The sequence below is a fragment of the Acinetobacter sp. 1424608 genome, from assembly GCF_000588255.1.
In the GTDB taxonomy this organism is placed as follows: domain Bacteria; phylum Pseudomonadota; class Gammaproteobacteria; order Pseudomonadales; family Moraxellaceae; genus Acinetobacter; species Acinetobacter nosocomialis.
This window is the reverse complement of the sequence record NZ_JFXL01000005.1, coordinates 1-21422: the sequence shown is the minus strand read 5'-3', so window position 1 is coordinate 21422 and position 21422 is coordinate 1. Positions and strand designations below refer to the sequence as shown.

The 21422-nt window shown below is 38.1% G+C and carries 22 protein-coding genes; 9 read left to right on the top strand and 13 right to left on the bottom strand.

What is annotated here, in order from left to right; all coding sequences use genetic code 11:
- Window positions 1-98: 98 nt before the first annotated feature.
- The 3 genes from J678_RS10855 to J678_RS10845 form a co-directional block, all read right to left on the bottom strand.
- Window positions 99-1577: a hypothetical protein gene (locus J678_RS10855; RefSeq protein ID WP_004710349.1), complete on the bottom strand. Its 1479-nt coding sequence runs from the start codon at window positions 1575-1577 to the stop codon at window positions 99-101.
- 310 nt (window positions 1578-1887) lie between these two features.
- The gene (gene dcd / locus J678_RS10850; protein ID WP_000985728.1) at window positions 1888-2457 is read right to left on the bottom strand and encodes a dCTP deaminase; all 570 of its coding nucleotides are present in this window, start codon (window positions 2455-2457) and stop codon (window positions 1888-1890) included.
- A 113-nt stretch (window positions 2458-2570) separates the two neighbouring features.
- Complete coding sequence (locus J678_RS10845; RefSeq protein ID WP_017394186.1) at window positions 2571-3164, bottom strand: LysE family translocator; 594 nt, start codon at window positions 3162-3164, stop codon at window positions 2571-2573.
- A 355-nt stretch (window positions 3165-3519) separates the two neighbouring features.
- On the opposite strand from J678_RS10845, the gene J678_RS10840 reads away from it, so the two are divergent.
- Entirely contained in the window at window positions 3520-4086 is a 567-nt protein-coding gene (locus tag J678_RS10840; protein ID WP_001979937.1) for a DUF2062 domain-containing protein, read from the top strand.
- A 30-nt stretch (window positions 4087-4116) separates the two neighbouring features.
- Here J678_RS10840 and J678_RS10835 read toward each other — a convergent pair whose 3' ends face one another.
- The 3 genes from J678_RS10835 to J678_RS0104110 all read right to left on the bottom strand — a co-directional run bounded on the left by J678_RS10835 (window position 4117) and on the right by J678_RS0104110 (window position 7035).
- Window positions 4117-4989: a 5'-methylthioadenosine/S-adenosylhomocysteine nucleosidase gene (locus tag J678_RS10835; RefSeq protein WP_002050438.1), complete on the bottom strand. Its 873-nt coding sequence runs from the start codon at window positions 4987-4989 to the stop codon at window positions 4117-4119.
- A 142-nt stretch (window positions 4990-5131) separates the two neighbouring features.
- Window positions 5132-6361: an iron-sulfur cluster carrier protein ApbC gene (gene apbC / locus J678_RS10830; RefSeq protein ID WP_006581131.1), complete on the bottom strand. Its 1230-nt coding sequence runs from the start codon at window positions 6359-6361 to the stop codon at window positions 5132-5134.
- A gap of 146 nt (window positions 6362-6507) precedes the next feature.
- Window positions 6508-7035, bottom strand: coding sequence for a hypothetical protein (locus J678_RS0104110; protein ID WP_050456369.1), 528 nt, complete (start codon window positions 7033-7035; stop codon window positions 6508-6510).
- Window positions 7036-7414: 379 nt separating this feature from the next.
- Between J678_RS0104110 and metG the strand changes: the two genes are divergently transcribed.
- The gene (metG, locus tag J678_RS10825; protein ID WP_017394184.1) at window positions 7415-9481 is read left to right on the top strand and encodes a methionine--tRNA ligase; all 2067 of its coding nucleotides are present in this window, start codon (window positions 7415-7417) and stop codon (window positions 9479-9481) included.
- 82 nt (window positions 9482-9563) lie between these two features.
- Here metG and J678_RS10820 read toward each other — a convergent pair whose 3' ends face one another.
- From J678_RS10820 to J678_RS10815, 3 genes are all read right to left on the bottom strand, one after another.
- Window positions 9564-9899, bottom strand: a complete 336-nt coding sequence (locus tag J678_RS10820) for an EF-hand domain protein (protein WP_002050345.1) — start codon at window positions 9897-9899, stop codon at window positions 9564-9566.
- On the bottom strand, window positions 9880-10068 hold the full coding sequence (locus J678_RS23760) for an NF038215 family lipoprotein (protein ID WP_025466189.1): 189 nt from the start codon (window positions 10066-10068) through the stop codon (window positions 9880-9882). Before J678_RS23760 ends, J678_RS10820 begins: the two co-directional genes overlap by 20 nt.
- A 162-nt stretch (window positions 10069-10230) precedes the next feature.
- Entirely contained in the window at window positions 10231-10854 is a 624-nt protein-coding gene (locus J678_RS10815) for a LysE family translocator (protein ID WP_002050276.1), read from the bottom strand.
- 178 nt (window positions 10855-11032) lie between these two features.
- Here J678_RS10815 and J678_RS10810 point away from each other — a divergent pair, with 178 nt between their 5' ends.
- From J678_RS10810 to J678_RS10790, 5 genes are all read left to right on the top strand, one after another.
- On the top strand, window positions 11033-11602 hold the full coding sequence (locus tag J678_RS10810) for a TetR/AcrR family transcriptional regulator (protein WP_022575897.1): 570 nt from the start codon (window positions 11033-11035) through the stop codon (window positions 11600-11602).
- The gene (locus J678_RS10805) at window positions 11599-13242 is read left to right on the top strand and encodes an MFS transporter (RefSeq protein WP_002050275.1); all 1644 of its coding nucleotides are present in this window, start codon (window positions 11599-11601) and stop codon (window positions 13240-13242) included. Before J678_RS10810 ends, J678_RS10805 begins: the two co-directional genes overlap by 4 nt.
- 40 nt (window positions 13243-13282) lie before the next feature.
- On the top strand, window positions 13283-14416 hold the full coding sequence (locus J678_RS10800) for an HlyD family secretion protein (RefSeq protein ID WP_004710365.1): 1134 nt from the start codon (window positions 13283-13285) through the stop codon (window positions 14414-14416).
- A 65-nt stretch (window positions 14417-14481) separates the two neighbouring features.
- Complete coding sequence (locus J678_RS10795) at window positions 14482-15363, top strand: 1-aminocyclopropane-1-carboxylate deaminase/D-cysteine desulfhydrase (protein WP_017394182.1); 882 nt, start codon at window positions 14482-14484, stop codon at window positions 15361-15363.
- Window positions 15364-15479: 116 nt separating this feature from the next.
- A complete protein-coding gene (locus J678_RS10790) occupies window positions 15480-16679 on the top strand; it encodes an NAD(P)/FAD-dependent oxidoreductase (RefSeq protein WP_017394181.1) in 1200 nt (399 codons plus the stop codon).
- A 12-nt stretch (window positions 16680-16691) separates the two neighbouring features.
- Here J678_RS10790 and J678_RS22990 read toward each other — a convergent pair whose 3' ends face one another.
- From J678_RS22990 to J678_RS10775, 3 genes are all read right to left on the bottom strand, one after another.
- Entirely contained in the window at window positions 16692-16862 is a 171-nt protein-coding gene (locus J678_RS22990) for a hypothetical protein (RefSeq protein ID WP_000742881.1), read from the bottom strand.
- A gap of 128 nt (window positions 16863-16990) precedes the next feature.
- Window positions 16991-18661, bottom strand: a complete 1671-nt coding sequence (locus J678_RS10780) for a mechanosensitive ion channel (protein ID WP_031982394.1) — start codon at window positions 18659-18661, stop codon at window positions 16991-16993.
- A 227-nt stretch (window positions 18662-18888) separates the two neighbouring features.
- On the bottom strand, window positions 18889-19116 hold the full coding sequence (locus J678_RS10775; RefSeq protein WP_002050410.1) for a hypothetical protein: 228 nt from the start codon (window positions 19114-19116) through the stop codon (window positions 18889-18891).
- Between the two features lie 291 nt (window positions 19117-19407).
- Here J678_RS10775 and J678_RS10770 point away from each other — a divergent pair, with 291 nt between their 5' ends.
- The gene (locus J678_RS10770) at window positions 19408-19827 is read left to right on the top strand and encodes a hypothetical protein (protein ID WP_170318166.1); all 420 of its coding nucleotides are present in this window, start codon (window positions 19408-19410) and stop codon (window positions 19825-19827) included.
- Between the two features lie 47 nt (window positions 19828-19874).
- Here the strand turns inward: J678_RS10770 and J678_RS10765 are convergent, their stop codons facing one another.
- Window positions 19875-20636 carry a ferredoxin--NADP reductase gene (locus J678_RS10765; protein WP_002050307.1) on the bottom strand — a complete coding sequence of 254 codons (762 nt, stop codon included), beginning with the start codon at window positions 20634-20636 and terminating at the stop codon, window positions 19875-19877.
- An 85-nt stretch (window positions 20637-20721) separates the two neighbouring features.
- Here J678_RS10765 and gigC point away from each other — a divergent pair.
- Window positions 20722-21422, top strand: a 701-nt coding sequence (gigC, locus tag J678_RS10760) for a LysR family transcriptional regulator GigC (protein ID WP_050675883.1), incomplete at its 3' end; no start/stop codon positions are given.

Here is a 21422-nt window from a genome sequence, read left to right as displayed (position 1 = left end):
ATTTCTATTATGCGGAATATTTGCACAAATGCAAAAGAAAGCGCATAAAAAACTCATTTTCCGATGAATGAAAATCAGCTCAAGCTAATTGCTTACAATTAACAAAAGGTTAAATTCGTACCATGACAGTTTGGTTTAAAGTTTTGATTCGTTAACTGTAAATTACTTAAATTTAGTGTAAGTGGGCTATTTTTTAAATCAATCGTACCAATATTTACATCCAGATCCCCTAGTTTTAACAAACCTCCCAAGTCAGAAGTTTGAGCAGGATTAGCTTGTAAATATGCAGAAACAGCAGTTGAAATTTGCGGGAATAATGGTGAAATATCAATTGCATCTTGTGGAATGATGTTACCTACATTAACTGGATTTGCAAAAGACATCCACCAGCCCTTTTGGGCTACGTCATCTGCTTTTGCCCCAGGCCACTGCAACATTTGATTTTGCAGTGCCAGATACATTGGCGAGTTAATTGGTAAATTATGAATAAGACCCAATGACTGGGTTAAATTTAAATTTGCAGTAATATTTGAAATGGTACCATTCATATATACATTCGGGAATTTAGCACCTTTACCCGCAATGACACATGCTAATAAGCTACAGTCTGTTACTGTAGCTTCTACTCTACCGCCTTGAGTGTAAATGCCTGTTGGTTCAGGATAAGCTGGATCATGTGGGCCTGCTGCATTATATTGCACAGTACCATCCACTGGATAAGAACTGCTATGTCCTACATAAATATTAGGGACTTTTACTGGAGCAGATAAAACTTTTGAGGTAACCCGATTACCATTAACTTGAATGGGCGCAATTTCAAAATAGTTATTTTGAATACCCGGAATATTAAATCCACCATCAGAAGTAATAAAACTTACCTCAGCAGCACCACCCAACCCCAAAGCCTGCAATCGGCCTGTTACTGCATTTGCTCCATATAAATTATCTCGAGTAGCCGAAGTTGTAGCATAACCTTTAATCAAACCACTACTGTCAGACTGAACCTTCATATAACCAGAAATGGAGTTGATCCCATTCGGGGTCGTTGTATTTTCAGTCCCTGCCGTTAATAAACCAATAAATTTTTCAGCACTTAGCCTTAAACCAACTACTTCACGTGTTGAAGCTGAAGTTGGGTTCTTAACAGCAAATTCAATGAATGGATTCGTTAATACTGCAGAAGATGAGGCACGATCTTCATTAGACATGGGCAATGGGTTCCCATTGGTATCAAAATTTTGTCCACTTAAACTTAAATTATCAATATCGATATCACAACCACCAGCCCCATTTACACCACCGCAGCCCAACTGAAGTTTTCGAATATTAGTATTGATTTCTAACTGGGCTTCCATTCCTAATTTATAAAAACCAATATTACTGCTGTTATCGCGTAGTTTCTCCAAGTTTGCCGAATCAGTAGGTGCAATATAAGACATACTCATTAACGCTTGGCCACGAGTTGCAGATAGTTCAGCATCAGACATTGGAACTAAGGTAGACGTAGCATAAGCTGAAGAAAAGCATAAACTTCCAAGTGCTAGAATAGCTAAATGAAGAGACTTAAACTGTCGCATGACCGACCTCCGTATCCTTGGGGGCATAATCTAATTTAATTTCTTTTTATTTGGCTTCCCTTTCTTTAATCTAATCTTAAATTGAATAAACAAAGAAATGCCTATAGCTGATTTTTATGATTTAAGTCCATTTAAATTGTGTGATACAACTCAAAGAAACAAATCAATTATTGATCATTTTATATCATTTTTTACAAAAGAAAACGTTCATTTATAAATATTCCGATGAATGCCACTTTCTTTATTTTTCAACAAAAATAGGCCACTTCAAGTGACCCATTTTTTAGAATTTAATCTACGTTAAAACAACTTAGGTTTTAGGAAGTGTAACACCAGTTTGTCCTTGGTATTTACCACCACGATCTTTATAAGATGTTTCACAAACTTCATCGCTTTCAAAGAACAACATTTGTGCAACACCTTCACCAGCATAAATACGTGCAGGTAAGTTCGTAGTATTCGAAAACTCTAAAGTAACGTGACCTTCCCACTCTGGTTCCAAAGGCGTCACGTTTACAATAATTCCGCAACGTGCATAAGTTGATTTACCCAAGCATACAGTTAAAACATTACGTGGAATGCGGAAATATTCAATTGTGCGGGCCAAGGCAAATGAGTTTGGCGGAATAATACAAACGTCAGACTCAATATCGATAAAACTTTTTTCATCGAAATTTTTCGGATCAACAATTGCAGAATGTACGTTGGTGAAAACTTTAAATTCACGTGCACAGCGTACGTCATAACCATAGCTAGAGACCCCGTACGAAATCAATTTTTCGCCATTCTTATCAAAACGGACTTGATTCTCTGCATAAGGTTCAATCATGCCGTGTTTTTCGCTCATTTCGCGAATCCAACGATCAGACTTAATAGCCATGTATTTTCTATCCAAAAGGTAATTTCATTGATTGCGACGTACTTTAACGTAAAAAAGCAATTATGAAAACAATGGTGGCTACTCTTCGTGACAAGAATAGCCCAGCAAGACTTTTAAAGGTTTAATAAAGCAGAATAGCTAATCGGAATTGAGAAGCTGACCAAAACCAGCGAAGCTGTTTTTTGTAAATTCGTCTGATTTAACCAACTTACTTTATTAGCTGCCAAGATTGATCCTAAAAAAATCCAAAATAAAGCAATCGGTGTAATTAAAGCCAAATAAGCCAGCATATGAATGAGATAAATATGAAAATCAGTCCATGCTGTAACAGGAAAAATTGCAGAAGCAAAAAGTAATGCTTTAGGGTTCAATAGAGTTGCACAAAACAATTCACGTGGTCGAATAGTTGGCTGATCTAACTCAAATTGTTGATTTGCTGTATGCCATAACTTAATCGCTAAAAAAATAATGTAACAAGCACTTAGCAATTTAAGTATAGGAGGTAAGAAAGGAAGTGTTGCAGAAACTTTCCCGATTAACATGCCCCAAGCGGAAATCGAAATAATATATCCAAGAACTTCTGCTGGAATTAACTTAGCAGACTTCCTAAAACCAACTTGTACACCAGATGATGCCAGTAAAGTATTGGTTGGGCCTGGGGTAAGTAAAATTGTGGCAACTAAGCCAATAAAAAGCCATGAAATCATTGAATGACCTCACAATGTAGTCATCTCAGATTAATAGATATCTTTTATGAAGGCAAAATCTAATTGTAAGACGATTTTTTAAAACACTAACACGGTAAAAGTAAATATTATTATTAAACAAATGGATACAAAAAATTAAAGAAGCTTAAGCTAAAAAACTTTAGAGTCAGTTGTCGAGCTTTGCGTGCCAAATTGTATTAAGTAATATAAGTATTTTTATTTTAAATCTATTTTTAAGTTGAAAAGATCTATAATGAATTATTACAGCAGTAAGTTTAATTTTTAAGCTTTTAATAAGTTTCAATTAATATATTGTTTTTTTGTGTTTATATGAGTCACCAGACTCTACTATTCTATGATTATGGCAAAGCAATTTTTTCAGTCTTGGCTTCCTTCTCCAGAGAAAGTTTCAAATATGAAATTTTTAAGGATTTTTGGGCAAAAAACCCTTAATCCAGTGCTTTGGTATGTCAACCGTAAATCGATTACAAGAGCGGTTTTTGTAGGAACATTTTTTGGTTTACTGCCTATTCCATTTCATAGCGTTTTTATTGTGATGGCCGTATTGCTGTTTGAGGTGAATTTACCCATCAGCCTAATGCTTGCTTGGCTTAGTAACCCTCTCACATTAGTTCCTATTTTATATGTTGGATTCTGGTTTGGTTCACATATTTATCATGTACATATGATCAATAAAAAGATGCTCCTAGGCGTACTTCATCAGATTTCTAGATGGATTACTCATTTTGGTCATGGTCATATAGATTTCAGCCTCGCTAAAATTTTAATGACCGGGCTTATAGTTGAAGCTTTTGTCTTTGCAATCATACTGTACATAGTGACTGAAGTTTTCTGGCGTTGGATGGTCATCCGAAATTGGAAAAGTAGACCTGGTCATAAAAGACAAGAAGATGCCCTATAAGAACCCATCTTCTTGCCTATAGTTAAATTATTATTTTGGTAGTTTAGATTTCATATATTCTTCTGCTACATTAAGCACATAGTCTTGGCAAGCCTCTCCTGTACCAGGATCATACGCTCCATTATTAGTAATATTATTAGATAAAATCCGAATTCCTAAGAAAGGAACATTAAACTGACTTGCGATTTGTGCAACAGATGCTGCTTCCATTTCCTCAACAGAAGTACCATAACGCTGATGGAAAAATTGAATTCGGTCAAGCTCATTATTCCACACATCTGCCGAGCCAATCGTTCCTTCGACTACCTCACCTTTATCATAACGGACTTTATGCGCCGCCATTAATAGCTCTTGATCACCTTCAAATTTGCGTATTGCGATCGGTTCTGGGTCAGATTCATCTGTTGGCAAAACATCAAAGGCCTCAACCCATGTAAGTGAGTTTGAACCGCCACCTAATGGCTCTTTAGGTGTTCTAAACGCACCAATATTGGTTGCATATTTTCCTAAAACAATGTCATAAACGTGTAGATCTGGGTCATGACCACCTGCCGTCCCCTGATTAATAATTGCAATCGGCTTATAGCGCTCAATGGCCAAAGCTGTTGCAGCAGCAGAGTTACTCATGCCCATGCGTGTTTTAGAAATCACCATTGGGTAACCATTGTAAGTTCCTTTCCAGAATGTCCACCCACCTACTGTTTCAACAGTCACATTCTGTAATTTAGAAGCCATCTGTTTTGACTCTACAGGTAAGGCGCCTTGAATAATAATCGGCTGTAATTTCTGTTTTTGCTCTTCAACTGGCGTTGTTTGGGACACTGTTGAATGATCGTCGTTGCATCCAACCAAAAATAAAGCGCTACATAAACTGATAACGCCAAAAGTATATTTAAATTGCATTTCTCACCTATTTCTTTTTAAAAGCGTAAAGTAGCAATCTATATGCCAATTTCAAGTTCAGCTTTGTTATTTAGATTCAGTAATTTAATTTTTTCTTTTAACCAACCAATAAAAAACCCAGCTTAAAGCTGGGTCAGTGGAATCAAAAGATTCGTTTATCATCACGCGTGCGTTGAGGAATTTTTTCAATTTGTTGCCACACAGCTTTCGCAATATCAATGTAGCTATCAGCTGCGTCATCCATTGCTACAACACTTGGTTTACCCTCATCAGCGTGTTCACGTATTTGAGCATTTAAAGGCAAACGACCTAATAATGGAATATGGTATTGCTCGGAAAGCTTATCACCACCACCAATGCCGAAAATTTGTTCTTCATGTCCACAATTCGAGCAAATATGAGTCGACATATTTTCAACTACACCCAATACAGGTATGCCAACTTTATTAAACAGCTCAATTCCTTTGGTCGCATCCAGTAAAGCAACATTTTGTGGTGTAGTGACAATAATTGATCCTGTAACCGGAATACGCTGTGCAAGCGTAAGTTGAATATCACCGGTACCCGGCGGCATATCAATCATGAGTACATCTAAATCTGGCCAAAGTGTTTGGTTAAACAATTGCATTAAAGCACCGGTTGCTTTTGGTCCACGCCATGCAACAGGAGTATTGTTGTCACCTGTTAAATGTCCAATAGAAAGCACAGCCATACCATATGCTTCCAAAGGTACAAAGTTTTCACTTTCAATAAGAGGTGTTTTGCCTGCATTACCCAGCATAGTTGGAATACTTGGGCCATAAATATCGGCATCTAATACCCCAACCTTAAGCCCCATTTTCTGTAAGGCAAGTGCTAAATTGACAGTAGTTGTTGACTTACCAACTCCACCTTTCCCAGATGAAACTAAAATGACGTTTTTAATCCGAGGATGAAGTGGAACATCTCTTTGTTGTGGAGCAGCTTTTTGAATCGGAGGATTGTTTGGATCAGGTTCAGATTTAGGTGAGGCATCAAGCACAGGAGGTAAGTTCGCACTTTCTTTAGGTGCTTTAGATGAGCAGCCTTGGCCTGAACTTTCTTGAGCAGGACGTTTTTGTTGAACTACATGTAAGTTAAGTTCTTCAATACCACACTTTTGTAAAGCTCCAGCCAAATCATCATGAATTTGTTGCAAATACTCTTTTTCATCTGGAAAGGTATTAATGGTGAGCTGTAAAACTCGGCCTTGTACCTGAAGCTGACTAATGCGCTCTTTTAAGGCATCTTTTGAATGGGGTAGTAAATAGTTTTGGAGTACGGTTTGGATTTCATCTTCTTTCACTTCTTGTGCGGGTGAAAAAACGGACTTTAATGAAGAAAGCCAAGACATATTGTTTACTCCAAAAACAGATCATTACAGCTTGTTGGAGCTAGTGTAACAGTATTGATCCGCACTCGCTCAACTCGAAATGAATAATTGCTAATTTTAAAGCCTCATCATTTGAGTGAGGAGCACGAATTTTTGTTTAAATCAGCTTATTCAGCAGAATCGTGATTTTTCAATTTATTGAGTTTATCTGTTGCCGTTTTCTTCAATTCATCAAACTTTGCAGTTGCTTGAGTTTTTAACTCATCTAATTTTGATGCAGCCTCTTCCTTTAATTCTGCTGCTTTTGCTTTAGCATCATCAAGTTTATGAGCTGCTTCAGTTCGCAGGTGATCAAATTTGTCTTGCAGACTATGCTGAGCATCATCAAGTTTGCTCTTCAAATCACTGGCTTTCTCTTCCACTGCTTCTTTTGTAGCCGCCTGTTTCTCTTTTACATTATCCTTCAAATTATCTAAGGCTTTTTCACCTTGGGCTTTTGCATCTGCTGCTTTTGCCTTTAGTTCATCTACTTTATCTTCAACAGCTTCTTTACCATCGGCCTGTTTCTCTTTTACATTTTCTTTTAAATCTTCCAAGGCTTTTTCACCTTGGGCTTTTGCATCTGCTGCTTTTGCTTTCAATTCATCTACTTTATCTTCAACTGCTTCTTTGCCAGCAGCTTGTTTCTCTTTTATATTTTCTTTTAAATCGTCCAAAGCTTTTTCACCTTGTACTTTTGCATCAGCCGCTTTTGCCTTTAATTCATCTAATTTATTTTCAGTAGTCATCGTTGTTATCCTCATCGTTAATTAAAAAAATTACCTGAATAAGTTATTAGTTATACATCGTTATGGCTTTTTTTCTGACCGTAACTGCAATTTGAAACAAAGACAATACAGGAAGATTCAAATATTTTTTGATTTGTTTATCTGTTCTAAAGAGAAATCCTTTCTGGCTTTAGGCCCATTTCTGTAGCTACCTCTTCTCTTTAGACAAAGATTATTAATCTTTGCTTATCTCCCTGCATCAGTTAAAATCTTCCACCTTATAAATACGAATGAGAGAATGAGATCCGTGCGTAAAATTTTAGTCACCAATGCCCTCCCTTATGCCAATGGTCCAATTCATATGGGTCATTTACTCGGTTATATCCAGGCAGATATCTGGGTTCGTGCCATGCGGGCAATGGGTCATGACGTGACTTATGTATGTGCGGATGATGCTCACGGTACAGCGATTATGCTACGTGCCGAAGCAAATGGTATTAGCCCAGAAGAGCAAATTGCGAATGTTCAAAAAGAGCACATTCGTGATTTTGACGGTTTTGGCGTACATTTCGATCATTATGATTCAACTCATAGTGATGCAAACAAAGCTCGTTCAACAGATATCTATATTAAAAACCGTGAAGCTGGAAATATTGCAGTTCGCCCTGTAACTCAATTATTTGATCCAGAAAAAGGTATGTTCTTGTCTGACCGTTTCATTAAAGGCACATGCCCGAAATGTAAATCAGAAGATCAATACGGCGACTCATGTGAAGTTTGTGGTACAACTTATAACGCAACCGAATTACTTAACCCGCGTTCGACTTTAAGTGGTGCAACACCTGTTGAAAAATCATCAGATCACTATTTCTTTAAGCTTCCAAACTTCTCTGAATATTTACAGAAATGGACGCGTGATGAAGGTCGTCTACCTCTTTCAATTGCCAATAAATTAGACGAATGGTTTGAAGCGGGTTTAGCAGACTGGGACATTTCTCGTGATGCACCATATTTTGGCTTTGAAATTCCAGACGCCCCAAATAAATATTTCTATGTGTGGGTAGACGCCCCAATCGGCTATATGTCTAGTTTTGAAAACTATATCAAAACTAAACGTCCAGACTTAAACTTTGATGATTTCTGGAAAAAAGATAGTCAAAATGAGGTTTACCATTTTATTGGTAAAGATATTGTTTACTTCCATGCTTTATTCTGGCCTGCAATGCTTGAAGGTGCGAACTATCGCACTCCAACAGGCTTGTTCGTAAATGGTTTCTTGACTGTAAATGGACAAAAAATGTCTAAGTCTCGCGGTACTTTCATTAAGGCCGAGACGTATTTACAGCATTTAAACCCAGAGTATTTACGTTACTACTTCGCTTCTAAACTTTCAGATAAAGTTGAAGACTCTGACTTGAACCTTGATGACTTTGTTCAGAAAGTAAATTCAGATCTAGTTGGTAAAGTCGTCAATATTGCAAGTCGCTGTGCGAAGTTCATTAATAGTAGCTTTAACAATACGCTATCAAGTACATGTGCTGAATCTGAGTTAGTACAAAGCTTTATTGATGCTGGTGATTCAATTGCTAAAGCATATGAAGCACGTGAATTCTCTACAGCCATTCGTGAAATTATGGCGCTTGCTGACCGCGCAAACCAATATATTGATGAGAAAAAGCCTTGGGCTCTTGCTAAACAAGAAGGTCAAGAACAACAAGTTCTTGATGTCTGCTCTGTTGGTATCAACTTATTCCGTCAACTCGCAGTGTACTTGGCGCCAGTTCTTCCAACTTTGGCTAAGCAAGTTCAAGATTTCTTAAAACTTGAAAGCTTCGATTTCGAGTCACGCAAACAAATTCTTGTAAGCCATGAAATTGCGCAGTTCCAACCTCTTATGCAGCGTGTTGATCCAAAAGCTGTTGCGGCTATGGTTGATGCTTCGAAAGAGTCTTTAGGTGCTCCTGCTCCACAAGCAACTAAAGCAACAGCAAAAAAAGAGAAATCTGCCGAGAAAAAGGCAGCTCCTACTCCAGCAGTGGGTGAAGCTGAAATTATCGGTATTGAAGATTTCTTGCAAGTTGACTTACGTGTTGCTCAAGTCATTGAAGCAGGTACAGTTGAGGGTTCAGATAAATTGCTACAACTGACGTTAGACGTAGGTGAAGCTGAACCACGTAATGTATTTAGTGGTATTCGTAGCCAATATGCTCCAGAAGACCTAAAAGGCAAATTAGTCGTGATGGTTGCTAATCTCGCACCACGTAAAATGCGTTTTGGTATTTCAAACGGTATGGTACTTGCTGCTGGAAATGGTGAAGGTATTTTCATTATTTCTCCAGATAGTGGTGCAAAACCTGGCGATAAAGTGTCTTAATTTGCCTTCATAAAAAAGCTCCCTAATTTGGGAGCTTTTTTTAACTATAAATTTTCTAGAAACATCTATAAGAAGATTTAAATTATGTCCATGGCCGCCCTTCACAAGGGTTACTAAGTAAAACGTGTATATTCCCCAATTCCTCATTTGTTAAATAACCATTCTTATTTTTATCTAAATAATGAAATAGTTCTGTTTGCTTATTCTCTCCCTGAAAACGCTTATCCGTAGGCCAACGATAAGGATAGAAATCTTGTACCTGTTGAAACTCTTTTAAGCTGTACAAACCATCATGATTTACATCATATTTTTCTTGAAAAAGCTTCCAATCTAAAGATGCAGGCTCACAGGCACTTACTACATTTAAAATGCAGTAAGTGATGCAGCCTATGAGTAACTTAATAGTTAGATTGCTCATGATTGTTGGCTTGTAAATCAGAAATTTTGTAATCTTTTTCATGAACAGGAGTACCAACTATGCTCATAGTCCGCTCATTGGCTGACTGTTGCTTGCTCATTGTTCTCATCTCACATCCTGTCGTTAAGATAAGAAAAGCTACAGAAATGCTCACTATTAATTTTTTCATAGCGTGACCCTCATTTCTTTTTGTTTTATTTATTAAGTTACCACTTTTTAAATGGTTAAGAACTAAAAAAGATATTTCAATTTGTATATATTTTACCCAAAAATAAAGCCAGTCTATAAATATCTGGCTCTGCATTTTTTAGATATTTTAATTAAAGACTTATCATTTGAAGAAAATTAACTTTAAGCCCAATATACTCACAATACTTCCAGCTACCCGGTCAACGCCAGTTTTTGCTTTTAGGTACATTGTTCTTGGCTTCTCTGAAGATAGCAGCATTGCAACACATGAATACCACCCCGCATCGATCATAAAACAAATCACTGGCAATGCAACATAGTAATAATTTGGGATTTCTTTGGGCAATAAAGCAGTAAATACACTCGCCAATACAACAGCAATTTTCGGGTTACTTAACTGTGTAATCAGGCCATATCGATATGCCTGTTTATAGGTCATTTTTGATTTGCCATCATTTTCCATGGCAATTGGTTCTTTGGCATGTTTGATAATTTTAAAAGCAAGCCAAAGTAAATACAGTCCACCACCAATTTTTAAAATTAGATAAGCTGAAGGCACTGCCAACAAAACTGCCTGTAACCCCATGACGGCTAAAAAACCAAAAAGAGCAGCCCCCGTACCTGTACCTAAAGCAGTAAACAAACCATGTTTACGTGATTTAGAAATTGAATTTTGTGCTACATAAATAAAGCTCGGCCCAGGGCTTATTGCTCCAAGCATCAATGCCATCGCAATTGAAAAAAGAGGAATAAGGGACTCAAACATTGTATTGACCTAGCATCATGCAATTTGGCGATATTCTAGCAGCTTTTTATGACACATATAAAAATGGAAAAATATAAATGATAAAAATTGAATTTTCATGTTTTTACAATTTATCTCTTCACAACGGACAAAAATGTCCGTTAAATATATCATCTTTAAATCTCCCCCAATCCATGACATGAGTAAGCGTCAAAAAATTGCAGCCCATAATCGGGATGAATTACTCACTGCTGCCGAAGAATGTTTCCGTATTCATGGCATTAATGTGCCTTTACAAGTTGTCATTGACCATGCAGGTGTAGGTAGAGCAACCTTTTACCGAAACTTTTGTGATCGAAAGGCTTTAATTAGCGCTCTTTTAGAGCGCGCGATTACACAGCTAGAGCAAAAAGCTGCTCATTTTCAACAATTCGAGGATGGATTATTTCGTTTAATTGAAGGACATATTGCACAGCTTCCCAAACTCGCAATTTTGCAAGATTTTTGGAGAGTGATTGATCGACAAGATCCAATTATGTTAAAAATTTATGAAAGGCGAAATAATGCACTTAAACCACTGATTGAAAATGCGATAGAACAAAAATTGTGTCGAGCTGATCTGACTGCTAATGACTATGCAATGGTCACTGCAATGTTAGGTTCTTCATTTCAAGGACATGAGCCAGAAGAACAGACTCGCTTAGCAAAACGAGCAATTGAATTACTATTTAATGGTATTCAAATACAAAAAATTCGAGGGATAGAATGAGTAAAACGCCTCGTTATTTAGAAACACCACCCGACTGGACACCAGAGGAACAACCGACTCTACCTGGTTCACCAGCAGCGATTGCACATTCTGTACCTAAACGTTTTATCTATTTTTTCATTGGGCTATTCGTTGCTCTTTCGGCAAGCTTAAGTAATGGCTTTATCACGGCAAATTTGCCTTTAATTCAAGGTGAGTATGGCCTAACCCCTTCCGAAGCTGCATGGCTGCCTGCTGCATATGTTATGGCAAATGTCAGTTCAAACCTGATTTTGTTTAAGGCCCGTCAACAATATGGTCTGAGAGTATTTTCAGAAATAGGTCTCGTCATTTTTATTGCGGTTCTTGTTTTACATATTTTTGTACATACCTATGAAATGGCGCTGTTCGCACGGGTTGTAGCTGGTTTAGCAGGTGCACCACTAAGCTCCTTAGGTATGTATTACACCATGCAAGCTTTTAAAAAAGCTGACATGGCAAAAGGTATATACATTGCCTTTGGTTTTCAGCAGTTAGGTGTTCCTCTCGCTTGGATTATTTCTCCATTTCTTGTTAGTACAGACAGTTGGTCTGTTCTATATACCTTTGAGCTTGGTTTAGCACTTTGTTGTTTAGCTATGGTTGTTTCATTAAAACTACCACGCAGCTTACGTATTTATGTGTTTGAGAAGCAGGATTTCTTTACCTTTGCTTTACTGGCTCCTGGTTTTGCATGCTTATGTATTGTGCTTACACAAGGACCAATTCTGTGGTGGTTTAATAGCGAATGGCTTGCTTATATATTAATTGCAGGTTTTAGCTTAGTTGTTTTAGGTTTACTTTACGAACACTACCGTGCCAATCCATTAATTATGACACGTTGGTTAGGTACTGCTTCGACACTACGTTTTATTTTTGGTGCTTTTGCGATTCGGCTTCTAATGTCAGAGCAAAGCTATGCTGCTGTTAACTTCTTAAAAGCCATGGGAATGGGACCTGATCAGTTTGTACCTCTTTATGTTGTGATATTTATCGGGATTTTAAGCGGAACATTATTTAGTGCACTGACTTTTTCACGCGAACGAATTATCTTCCACTTACTTTTTGCAGAGTTCTTGATTCTGGTTGCCTGTGGACTAGATTATCACTTAACCAGTGATGTTCGACCTGTGAACTTTTTTGCAAGTCAATTCTTAGTGGGTTTTGCAGGTGGTTTATTTATTGGGCCATTACTGCTTATTGGCTTTGCTCAAACTTTAGCAAAAGGTCCTTCATATGTAGTGACTTTTATTGTGCTGTTCTCTGCAACTCAAACCTTTGGTGGTCTGGTCGGGTCTTCTTTCTTCTCGACCTATCAACAACACCGCACGCAAAACTATCAAGTCGAGATTATTAAAGATTTAGAACAATCCGACCCGTTAGTTTCTCAAAGGCTCTCCACTTATCAGCGTAGTGCAGCCATCACAACAAATGACCCGGCATTACAAACGGCTCAGGCCATGCGCACACTCAATCAAGTGGTCACCCGTGAAGCACAAGTGCGTGCCTACAATGATGTTATTGCGTTAAACGGTATTTTTGCTATCGCATTGCTCTTATGGGGTGGATTTAATATTGCCCGTAGTAAATATCTACAACGCAGAGGAATTAGCCGTCCTTAATGGCTTTCGTTATTGATGAAACAGAAATTGAGATTGATATATGTCAGATGATCAAAATAAACCGGAACAAAGCCCTGCTCAAACATCTAATAATGAGCCAACGCCTGCACCTGCACCTGCACCTGCACCTGCAAGTAAACTGATTCCAACAAAACGCTCAACCCTCTTATGGATGTTAGGTGTTCTTATTATTGGTATTTTAGTAATTTTATGGGCATGGAGAATTGGGCCTTTTGCAACGAGTGTACAGCAAACGGACAATAGTTATGTCAAAGGTAAAACCACTGTTTTATCTTCACAAATTAATGGCTATGTTAAAGATGTATTAGTGAAAGACTTTGACCATGTTAAAAAGGGTCAAGTATTAATGCATATTGATGCCACTACTTACGATCAAAAAGTAGCACAAGCGGCTTCAGGCGTTGAACAGGCTAAAAATACTTTAGCTAATCAAACCCAATCCATCGCACAAAAACAAGCTGATATTGTTGCGGCGCAAGCCAAAGTAGATCAGGTGAAGGCTCAATACGAACTCTCTTTAGCACAGCTTAGACGCTATCAGCAGTTAGGAAATAGTGGTGCAGCCTCTAAATCTGAGCAAGATAAAGCCGCAGCAGATGCCGAAAATAATCTCGCAGCCCTTAAGCAAGCAGAAGCTAATGTATTAGTTGCAAAAGAGGCTTTAAAAACCGCACAGGTCGCAGAAGCAGGTTTAGAAGCACAAGTTTCTAGCGCTAAAGCACAATTAGATCAAGCACAAACCACCAAAGACTATAGCGTTATTGTTGCCCCTATGGATGGTCAACTTGGGGAAGTAAATCCTCGTGTTGGGCAATATGTCGCAGCAGGTTCACAGTTGCTGTACTTAATTCCACAACAAACTTGGGTGATTGCTAACTTTAAAGAAACCCAAATTGCCAATATGCGAATTGGACAAAAAGCATGGTTTACAGTGGATGCGATGAACCACAAAAAATTTACAGGACATGTTGAGCAAATTTCGCCTGCTGCAGGTTCCGAGTTCAGTGTGTTAAAGCCAGACAATGCGACAGGTAACTTTACTAAAGTTGTGCAACGCATAGCTGTACGTATCACTATCGACCCAAATCAGGAAGGAATGGAACACTTACGCCCTGGTATGTCAGTGATTACTTCTGTCGACACAAGCTCTTAATCAGCTTTTTAAAGTTCTCTTTAAAAAGTTACAATGTGATCATTCATTATTTTTCTCAATTTCTAATGTTTGATCACATTGCCCAACCTATTTCTTACCAGCACATTGAACTCCCATCATCTGTTCATCTCGACATTAAACGTTTAGATCTCGTCCATCCTCAAATTTCGGGCAATAAGTTTTTCAAATTAAAATACAATTTACTTGCCGCAAAACAACAAGGACTATTAAATATTTTGACTTTTGGTGGCGCTTATTCAAATCATATTGCCGCAACGGCCTATGCAGCTCATATTTTTGGCTTAAACAGCATTGGAATTATTCGTGGTGAAGAGTTAGCGAATAAGCCGCTTAACCCCACTTTGGAAAAAGCACAAAGTTTAGGAATGCAGCTACATTTTGTCTCACGCAATGAATATCGTTTGAGAGATGATGAAAACTTTCTTCAACAGTTAATTCAACAGTTTCCTGAAACATACATAATCCCTGAAGGCGGCACCAATAAGTTAGCAGTTCAAGGTTGTCAGGAAATTCTTAGTCAGAGTGATTTAGAGAAATATGATGTGATTTGCTGTGCGGTAGGAACTGGCGGAACAATTTCAGGTCTTATTGAAAAAAGTTCAACACATCAAAAAGTCTTAGGATTTTCAGCTTTAAAAGGCGACTTTTTACAACAAGAGATTCGTCGGTGGACTAAAAAACAAAATTGGTCGCTAACAGATGCTTATTGCTGCGGTGGTTATGCCAAAACGTCACCTGAACTATTTGCATTTATTAAAGGTTTTGAAGCGCAATATGCTGTGCCTCTTGAACCAATCTATACGGGAAAAATGATGTTCGGTTTATCCGACCTTATAAAAAATAATTACTTTTCCGAAGGAACTCGTATTCTCGCTATTCATTCTGGTGGTTTACAGGCAGATATAAGAAATAAAACGGACCAATAATTCACTCTTTTTTAGTTAACGTTTTCTCTACCATCATAAATGTCTTTAGCACGAGTAAGGGCTGACATGGTAGTATATGCCCCTTTTTAATTTTCACGATTAATCGAGAATCTCTTATGTCTAACAGTCATGTCGATGTCATTGTCTTAGGTGCAGGCGCTTCTGGACTCATGTTGGCTGCACATGCTGCTAAACGAGGACGCTCGGTTTTAATTTTAGAAAAAGCCAATAAAATTGGTAAAAAGATTTTAATGTCGGGTGGAGGTAAATGTAACTTTACCAACCTGTATGTAGAGCCTGACAACTATATTTCTCATAATCCACACTTTGTCATTTCTGCCCTGTCACGCTATAGCAACTGGGACTTTATTGGTCTGGTGTGTGATTATGGAATTGCCTATGAAGAACGTAAACACGGCCAATTATTTACCCTAAACGGCGCTAAAGAAATTTTAGAGATGTTGGTGAGTGAGTGTAATAAAACCAACAATGTTGAAATCCAGACCGATTGTGAAGTTGGGCAGATTGATCCATTAGAACAAGGCGGTTTTTCTGTACACACCAACCAAGGTCGATTTAGCTGTGAGTCATTAGCCGTTGCTACAGGCGGTTTATCTATTCCGACTTTGGGCGGTTCTGGATTTGGCTATGAACTAGCACAAAAGTTTGGACATACAGTTTTCCCAACCCGCGCTGGTTTAGTTCCATTTACTTTTTCGGATCATATCAAAGAAGTCACCACGCGCTTAAGTGGTAACGCTTTAGATGTCACGTTAAGCAATTCAAAAAATAGCTTTACTGAAGCGTTATTATTTACCCATCGTGGATTAAGTGGGCCAAGTTCTTTACAGCTTTCTAACTACTGGAATACCGGTGAAAGTTTTAAAATTGACTTTTTCCCAAGCCAAGATTTAACGACTTATTTAAAAGATAAAAAGAAAGCACAGCCTAAAGTTTTATTACGTACCCTTCTTAATGAGTTTACTGCAAAAAGTATTGTACAAGAGCTACAACAACTCATATGGCCCGAGCATAGCGAAATGGCAATTGGTAATATGAGTGATGCACAGCTAGAACATATTGCCGAGCAGTTACATGGTTTTTCAGTTAAACCATCAGGCACTGAAGGATATCGTACTGCCGAAGTTACCTTAGGTGGAGTTGATACAACCGAAGTTTCATCTAAAACACTCGAAAGCAAAAAGCAGAAAGGACTGTTCTTTATTGGAGAAGTACTTGATGTGACTGGCCACTTAGGAGGCTATAACTTCCAATGGGCTTGGTCTTCTGCTTATGCAGCAGCACAATATGTTTAACTGTTGAATACGCTAATTTGCTGCTTTCGCATCACTTGATGATTTGTCAGCATCACGTGTATGTGTTGTTGCCTGTTTTGATGAATCAGATTTGCTAAATACAAATTTATAAGCACTTGCTAAAAAACCTACGGTAATCCCAGCAATTACAACAGGTGCTAAAAAACGACCAGGCTTCTTCATCGTATTTTCCTCACTTATTTGTTTTTATAGCTGTCAAAGACAGAACGACCACTCAATATAGAGTGGTCGAACTTATCACAAAAATCAAAGATTTTTTGTACTGTTTATCTGAAAATTAGTTACACCTACTAAATTTCATCATTTTCGCCAGTAGAACCAAACGGTTTATTTACTGGTGGTTGTGATGGATTTACTTGTGCAGAATCAGCTGGTTTTGCATCAGATGAAACTGTTGTTGATGGTGCTGTTGTAGTCGTTGACGGAGTTGAAGCCGAAGACGTACTTGCTGTTGTAGTAGAAGCTGGTTGATATAAAGGATTTGGTTGATTAGCTTCTTTTTTCGCTTTATCAAGCAAGTCAGACAGCAATCTTTCAGCTGGTTGACGACCACCTAAACCAAATGCAAGTGCGAAAGCCACTGCAACTGCACCTAGAGTTAAGCCAAATGCAAGGTTCACAATCGAATCAGCAATACCCATCGCTTTTAAACCAAGCGCAAGGACTAAACCAATAATTAAGACACGAACCAAACTACCTAACCAACGTGAACTATTATATTCACCGCGTTGCACCACATTTGCCACAACATTGGCAAGCCAGAAACCAATAACCAAAATTACAGCGCCCAATAGAATGTTTGCACCGAAATGGATAAACATTGCAATTAGACCACTAATCTGTTCAAAACCAAGACGGTCAGCAGCTTCTGAAACTGCAAACAGCATCGTAAAGAACACGATTAACCAACCCACAGCGCCAGAAACTTTAGTTTGACCTAAAAAGCGTTGTACATCTAATTTTGCAGGGATTTCATCAACACCTGTTCCCGCAATGAGTTCGGCAACCAAACGTCCAACAAAACGAGAAACAATATAAGCAACCAGTAAAATTAATCCGGCAGCAATAATGTTTGGAATCGCTTGCAAGATTTCATTGAGCATTGCTGTCGCTGGCTGAGAAATAGTCTCAATACCTAAAGCTTCAAATGCCACAATTAATGTCGTAATGATAATAATGGCAAAAACAAAAGAACCTAAGAATTTGCCTACATTTGAGTTTTTGAAAAGACCGATTTTTTCAGCTTGTGCTTGAACGCCTAAGCTATTAATTAGGCCCTCAACAATACCGCGTACAATTTTTGCCAAGATATAACCAACAAAAACGATAACGCCAGCAATAAAGATATTTGGTAGGAAGGCGATTGCCTCATTCACCATATTTTGAACAGGAATAAGTAAACCTGTTAACCCTAAGATTGAGAGTACAATAGGAAGGAAAAGTAATAATACAAGCCAGTAAAGAATTTCACCAATATTCTGGCTAATTCCCCCTACCCCTACTTCACTACTTAACTTGTCATCAAGTTGCGTTCTGGATAGCACATTTGTAATTCCTGCCCGCACCAGTCGAGCAACGATCCAGCCAATGAAACCCACCACCACGGCAGCAATGATATTTGGAATATAGACGAGTACCTGATTCACCATATTGCTAAATGGCCCACTCACTCCACTAATGTTGAGCACATTTAAAGCGGCAACAACAGCAAGAATCAGAATAAACCAGAATATGACTTTGGAGACGAGGCCTTCTATGTTGGGAGTACGTCCTGTAGCTGAAGATAATTTGGCATTCGTATTTAATTTTTGCAGAAGTTTTTTCCCCCCTGCCGCAACTAATAAAGCGATTATCCAGCCAACCAGTAAGATGACAATTGCAGCTAAAATAGGATGAAACTGATCCCAGTAATACATCGCATCAAACTGAGCGCCGCGAGGCCCATTAAAAAATTCATTCATATTGTTATGTCCTCAATTGTTATGTTCTTTTCAGTGTTATCAATAAATGAAAAACACCAGTTCGTTGTAAAAAATGACGATAAATGCGGTCTATGTCACCTTATGTTTTGAATATTTTTCAATCAACATTCTTCTGCATAAATACAACAAATTGATGCAAAAGATTGCAAAAAAAGCCTTCACGGCACATCCTAAAGGCTTTCTATAGATATATACTGGTGAGCTTACTATCCTTTGTAAGTTTTCAAATCAGAATTACCCATCATGACATGTGGTGTAGTCTCATGTTGAAAAGCCGCTTCTTGTTTTGGTGATTGGTTATGTTCAGCAACCATATAAACAATAAGCGCAAGAAGAAAAAGCCCTACAATAATTAAAATATAAACTGGCAATCTTCTTTTTTTTGCAGTCTCTTCAGGACTCGTCACATGAGGTGGTTTTGAAAAATCATGCATCTTCTTTCCCCTCTTCTATTATCATTAACTTTATATTCATCATAACAATTTGATTTGTTGCATTGTGTGAAAAAGCATTATGCGAAGGTGACTAGGTTTGCAAAACTCTACTTTAAAAAAAATAATTTTAGTATAAAATTTAGCCACTTTATTTTTGACTATATAAAAAATATTCTGACTTATTCAAATTCTTTTGCGAAGTTGGATTTGTAATACAATATGTTTTAGCGCTTACTTTTTATAAAATAGGCTATAATAAGCCCCCTTGTTTTAAAGCTACTCAATTTTATGATGTATCGTCAGCAAAGCGTAACTCTTGATCTCGACACTGACGTCACACATCAATGTTATTTACATCAGACAAGAGATGACCATCTCATTGGTATTATTGAATTTAATAAGCCAAGCTATGAGCTCAAATGGGGTGATCTTGAGTATTTCCGTCGCCGTACCGAAGAGTTCTCGGTCATGCCATTCCCTGAATGTGTTAATGCGATGATTGTTGATATTCGTAATATCAATGTATTTCTGGACAACGAAGTGCCTATTTTACCATGGCGTTTACTTGAAGAAGACTGCCCTGTTCGTTTGGTTGTTCCTCAAGATCGTCTTGAATATTATGCGGGGCTTTTTGAGCCAACTTGGCTTTCAACAGATGTAGACAGTGCAATTTCAGAAATTCGTGAATTTATGGATATGTTTGTCCATTAATAAACATATCCATAAAAATTCTCTTAAAATATTTTTACTTTCGGTTTTTACCAATAATTCTCTACTGCAATATTTCCCTCACCACGACGATTCATCGTCAAACCGCGGCGTTTTAAAGCCTCTTTCGTATCGTCAACCATTTGTGGGTTTCCGCATAGCATGACATGACTGGTTGCTGAATTAAGTTCCAGACTTGCTGCTTTTTCTAACTCACCATTTTCAATTAATATCGGTAAACGTTCATGCAACGGCGCAGATGGATCTCGGGTAATAATTGGAATAAATTTAAAACCTACATGCCCTTCGCCAAAAGTTTCGGCAATCTCTTGAATACGGTCAACATAAGCCAATTCATCTGCTGTACGTACACTGTAGACCAAATTGATCTTTTGATAATTAGACCAAGTTTCAAAGTCTTGTAGCATCGACAAAAATGGAGCCAAACCAGTACCTGTTGCCAATAACCATAAATCATGCGGTAAAGGTTGCTGATAACGCGCCAAAGTCAGATAGCCATATGGAATTTTTTCTAAATATAGCTCATCACCGACTTTCAAATGCTGCAGATTCGAGGTGAAGGCACCGTCTGGTACAACAATTGAGAAGAACTCTAGCGTTTCATCAAATGGAGAAGACACCACCGAATAAGCACGAACAACCAGTTCCTCCCCCACCTTTAAACCTATACGCGCAAACTGACCTGCGGTAAATTTAAAATGTGAAGGGCGAGTCATGGTAAAGCTGAAAAGTGTTGGGGTCCAACGATGAACAGATAAAACTTTTTCTACGCTAAATTTTTCAATTGACATGATTTCAACGTGGCATGAAATAGTGCGCTCATGTTAGCATGACAGCCGAAATAATGAATACTTTTAAACGTTAAGGCTTTTAAACATGCGGATGACATTACGCCAGTTGGCTGTTTTTGTAGCAGTCGCCCAAGAAGGAACCGTTACTAAAGCCAGTGATGCGGTCAGACTGACGCAAAGTGCAGCAAGTATGGCTTTAGCTGATTTAGAAGACGGCTTAGGTGCTCCTTTGTTTGATCGTTTAGGGAAGCGCTTACAACTAAATGATCTTGGACGTTTTTTACTTCCACAAGCATTAGAGATATTAGGGCGCTGTGAAGCTTTTGAACAAGCTGCAAAAGGTGAGTTACAAAGCATTGACCTTCGTATTGGGGCGACCTTAACTATCAGTGACTATTTAATGCCTGATTTAATGGCTAACTTTTTACAGCGTCATCCGCAAGCACATTTACAACTTCAAGTAGGTAACACACGCCAAATGATTGAAGCTGTGAATCAGTTCCAATTAGATTTAGCTTTAATTGAAGGTTCTTGTCACTTACCTCAACTCCAATGTATTCATTGGCGCGATGATGAATTAGCAGTGTGCTGTTCACCAGATCATCCTTTAACACGTTTAAATCGCCCACTTACGCCTCAAGATTTTCATGACATAGAATGGATATTACGTGAGGAAGGTTCTGGTACTCGAGAAGTCTTTGATAATGCTATTTTGCAAGATCTACCCGATGCCAACATTCGCTTAACGCTTGGTCACAATGAAGCAATCTTAAAAATAGTGGCAGG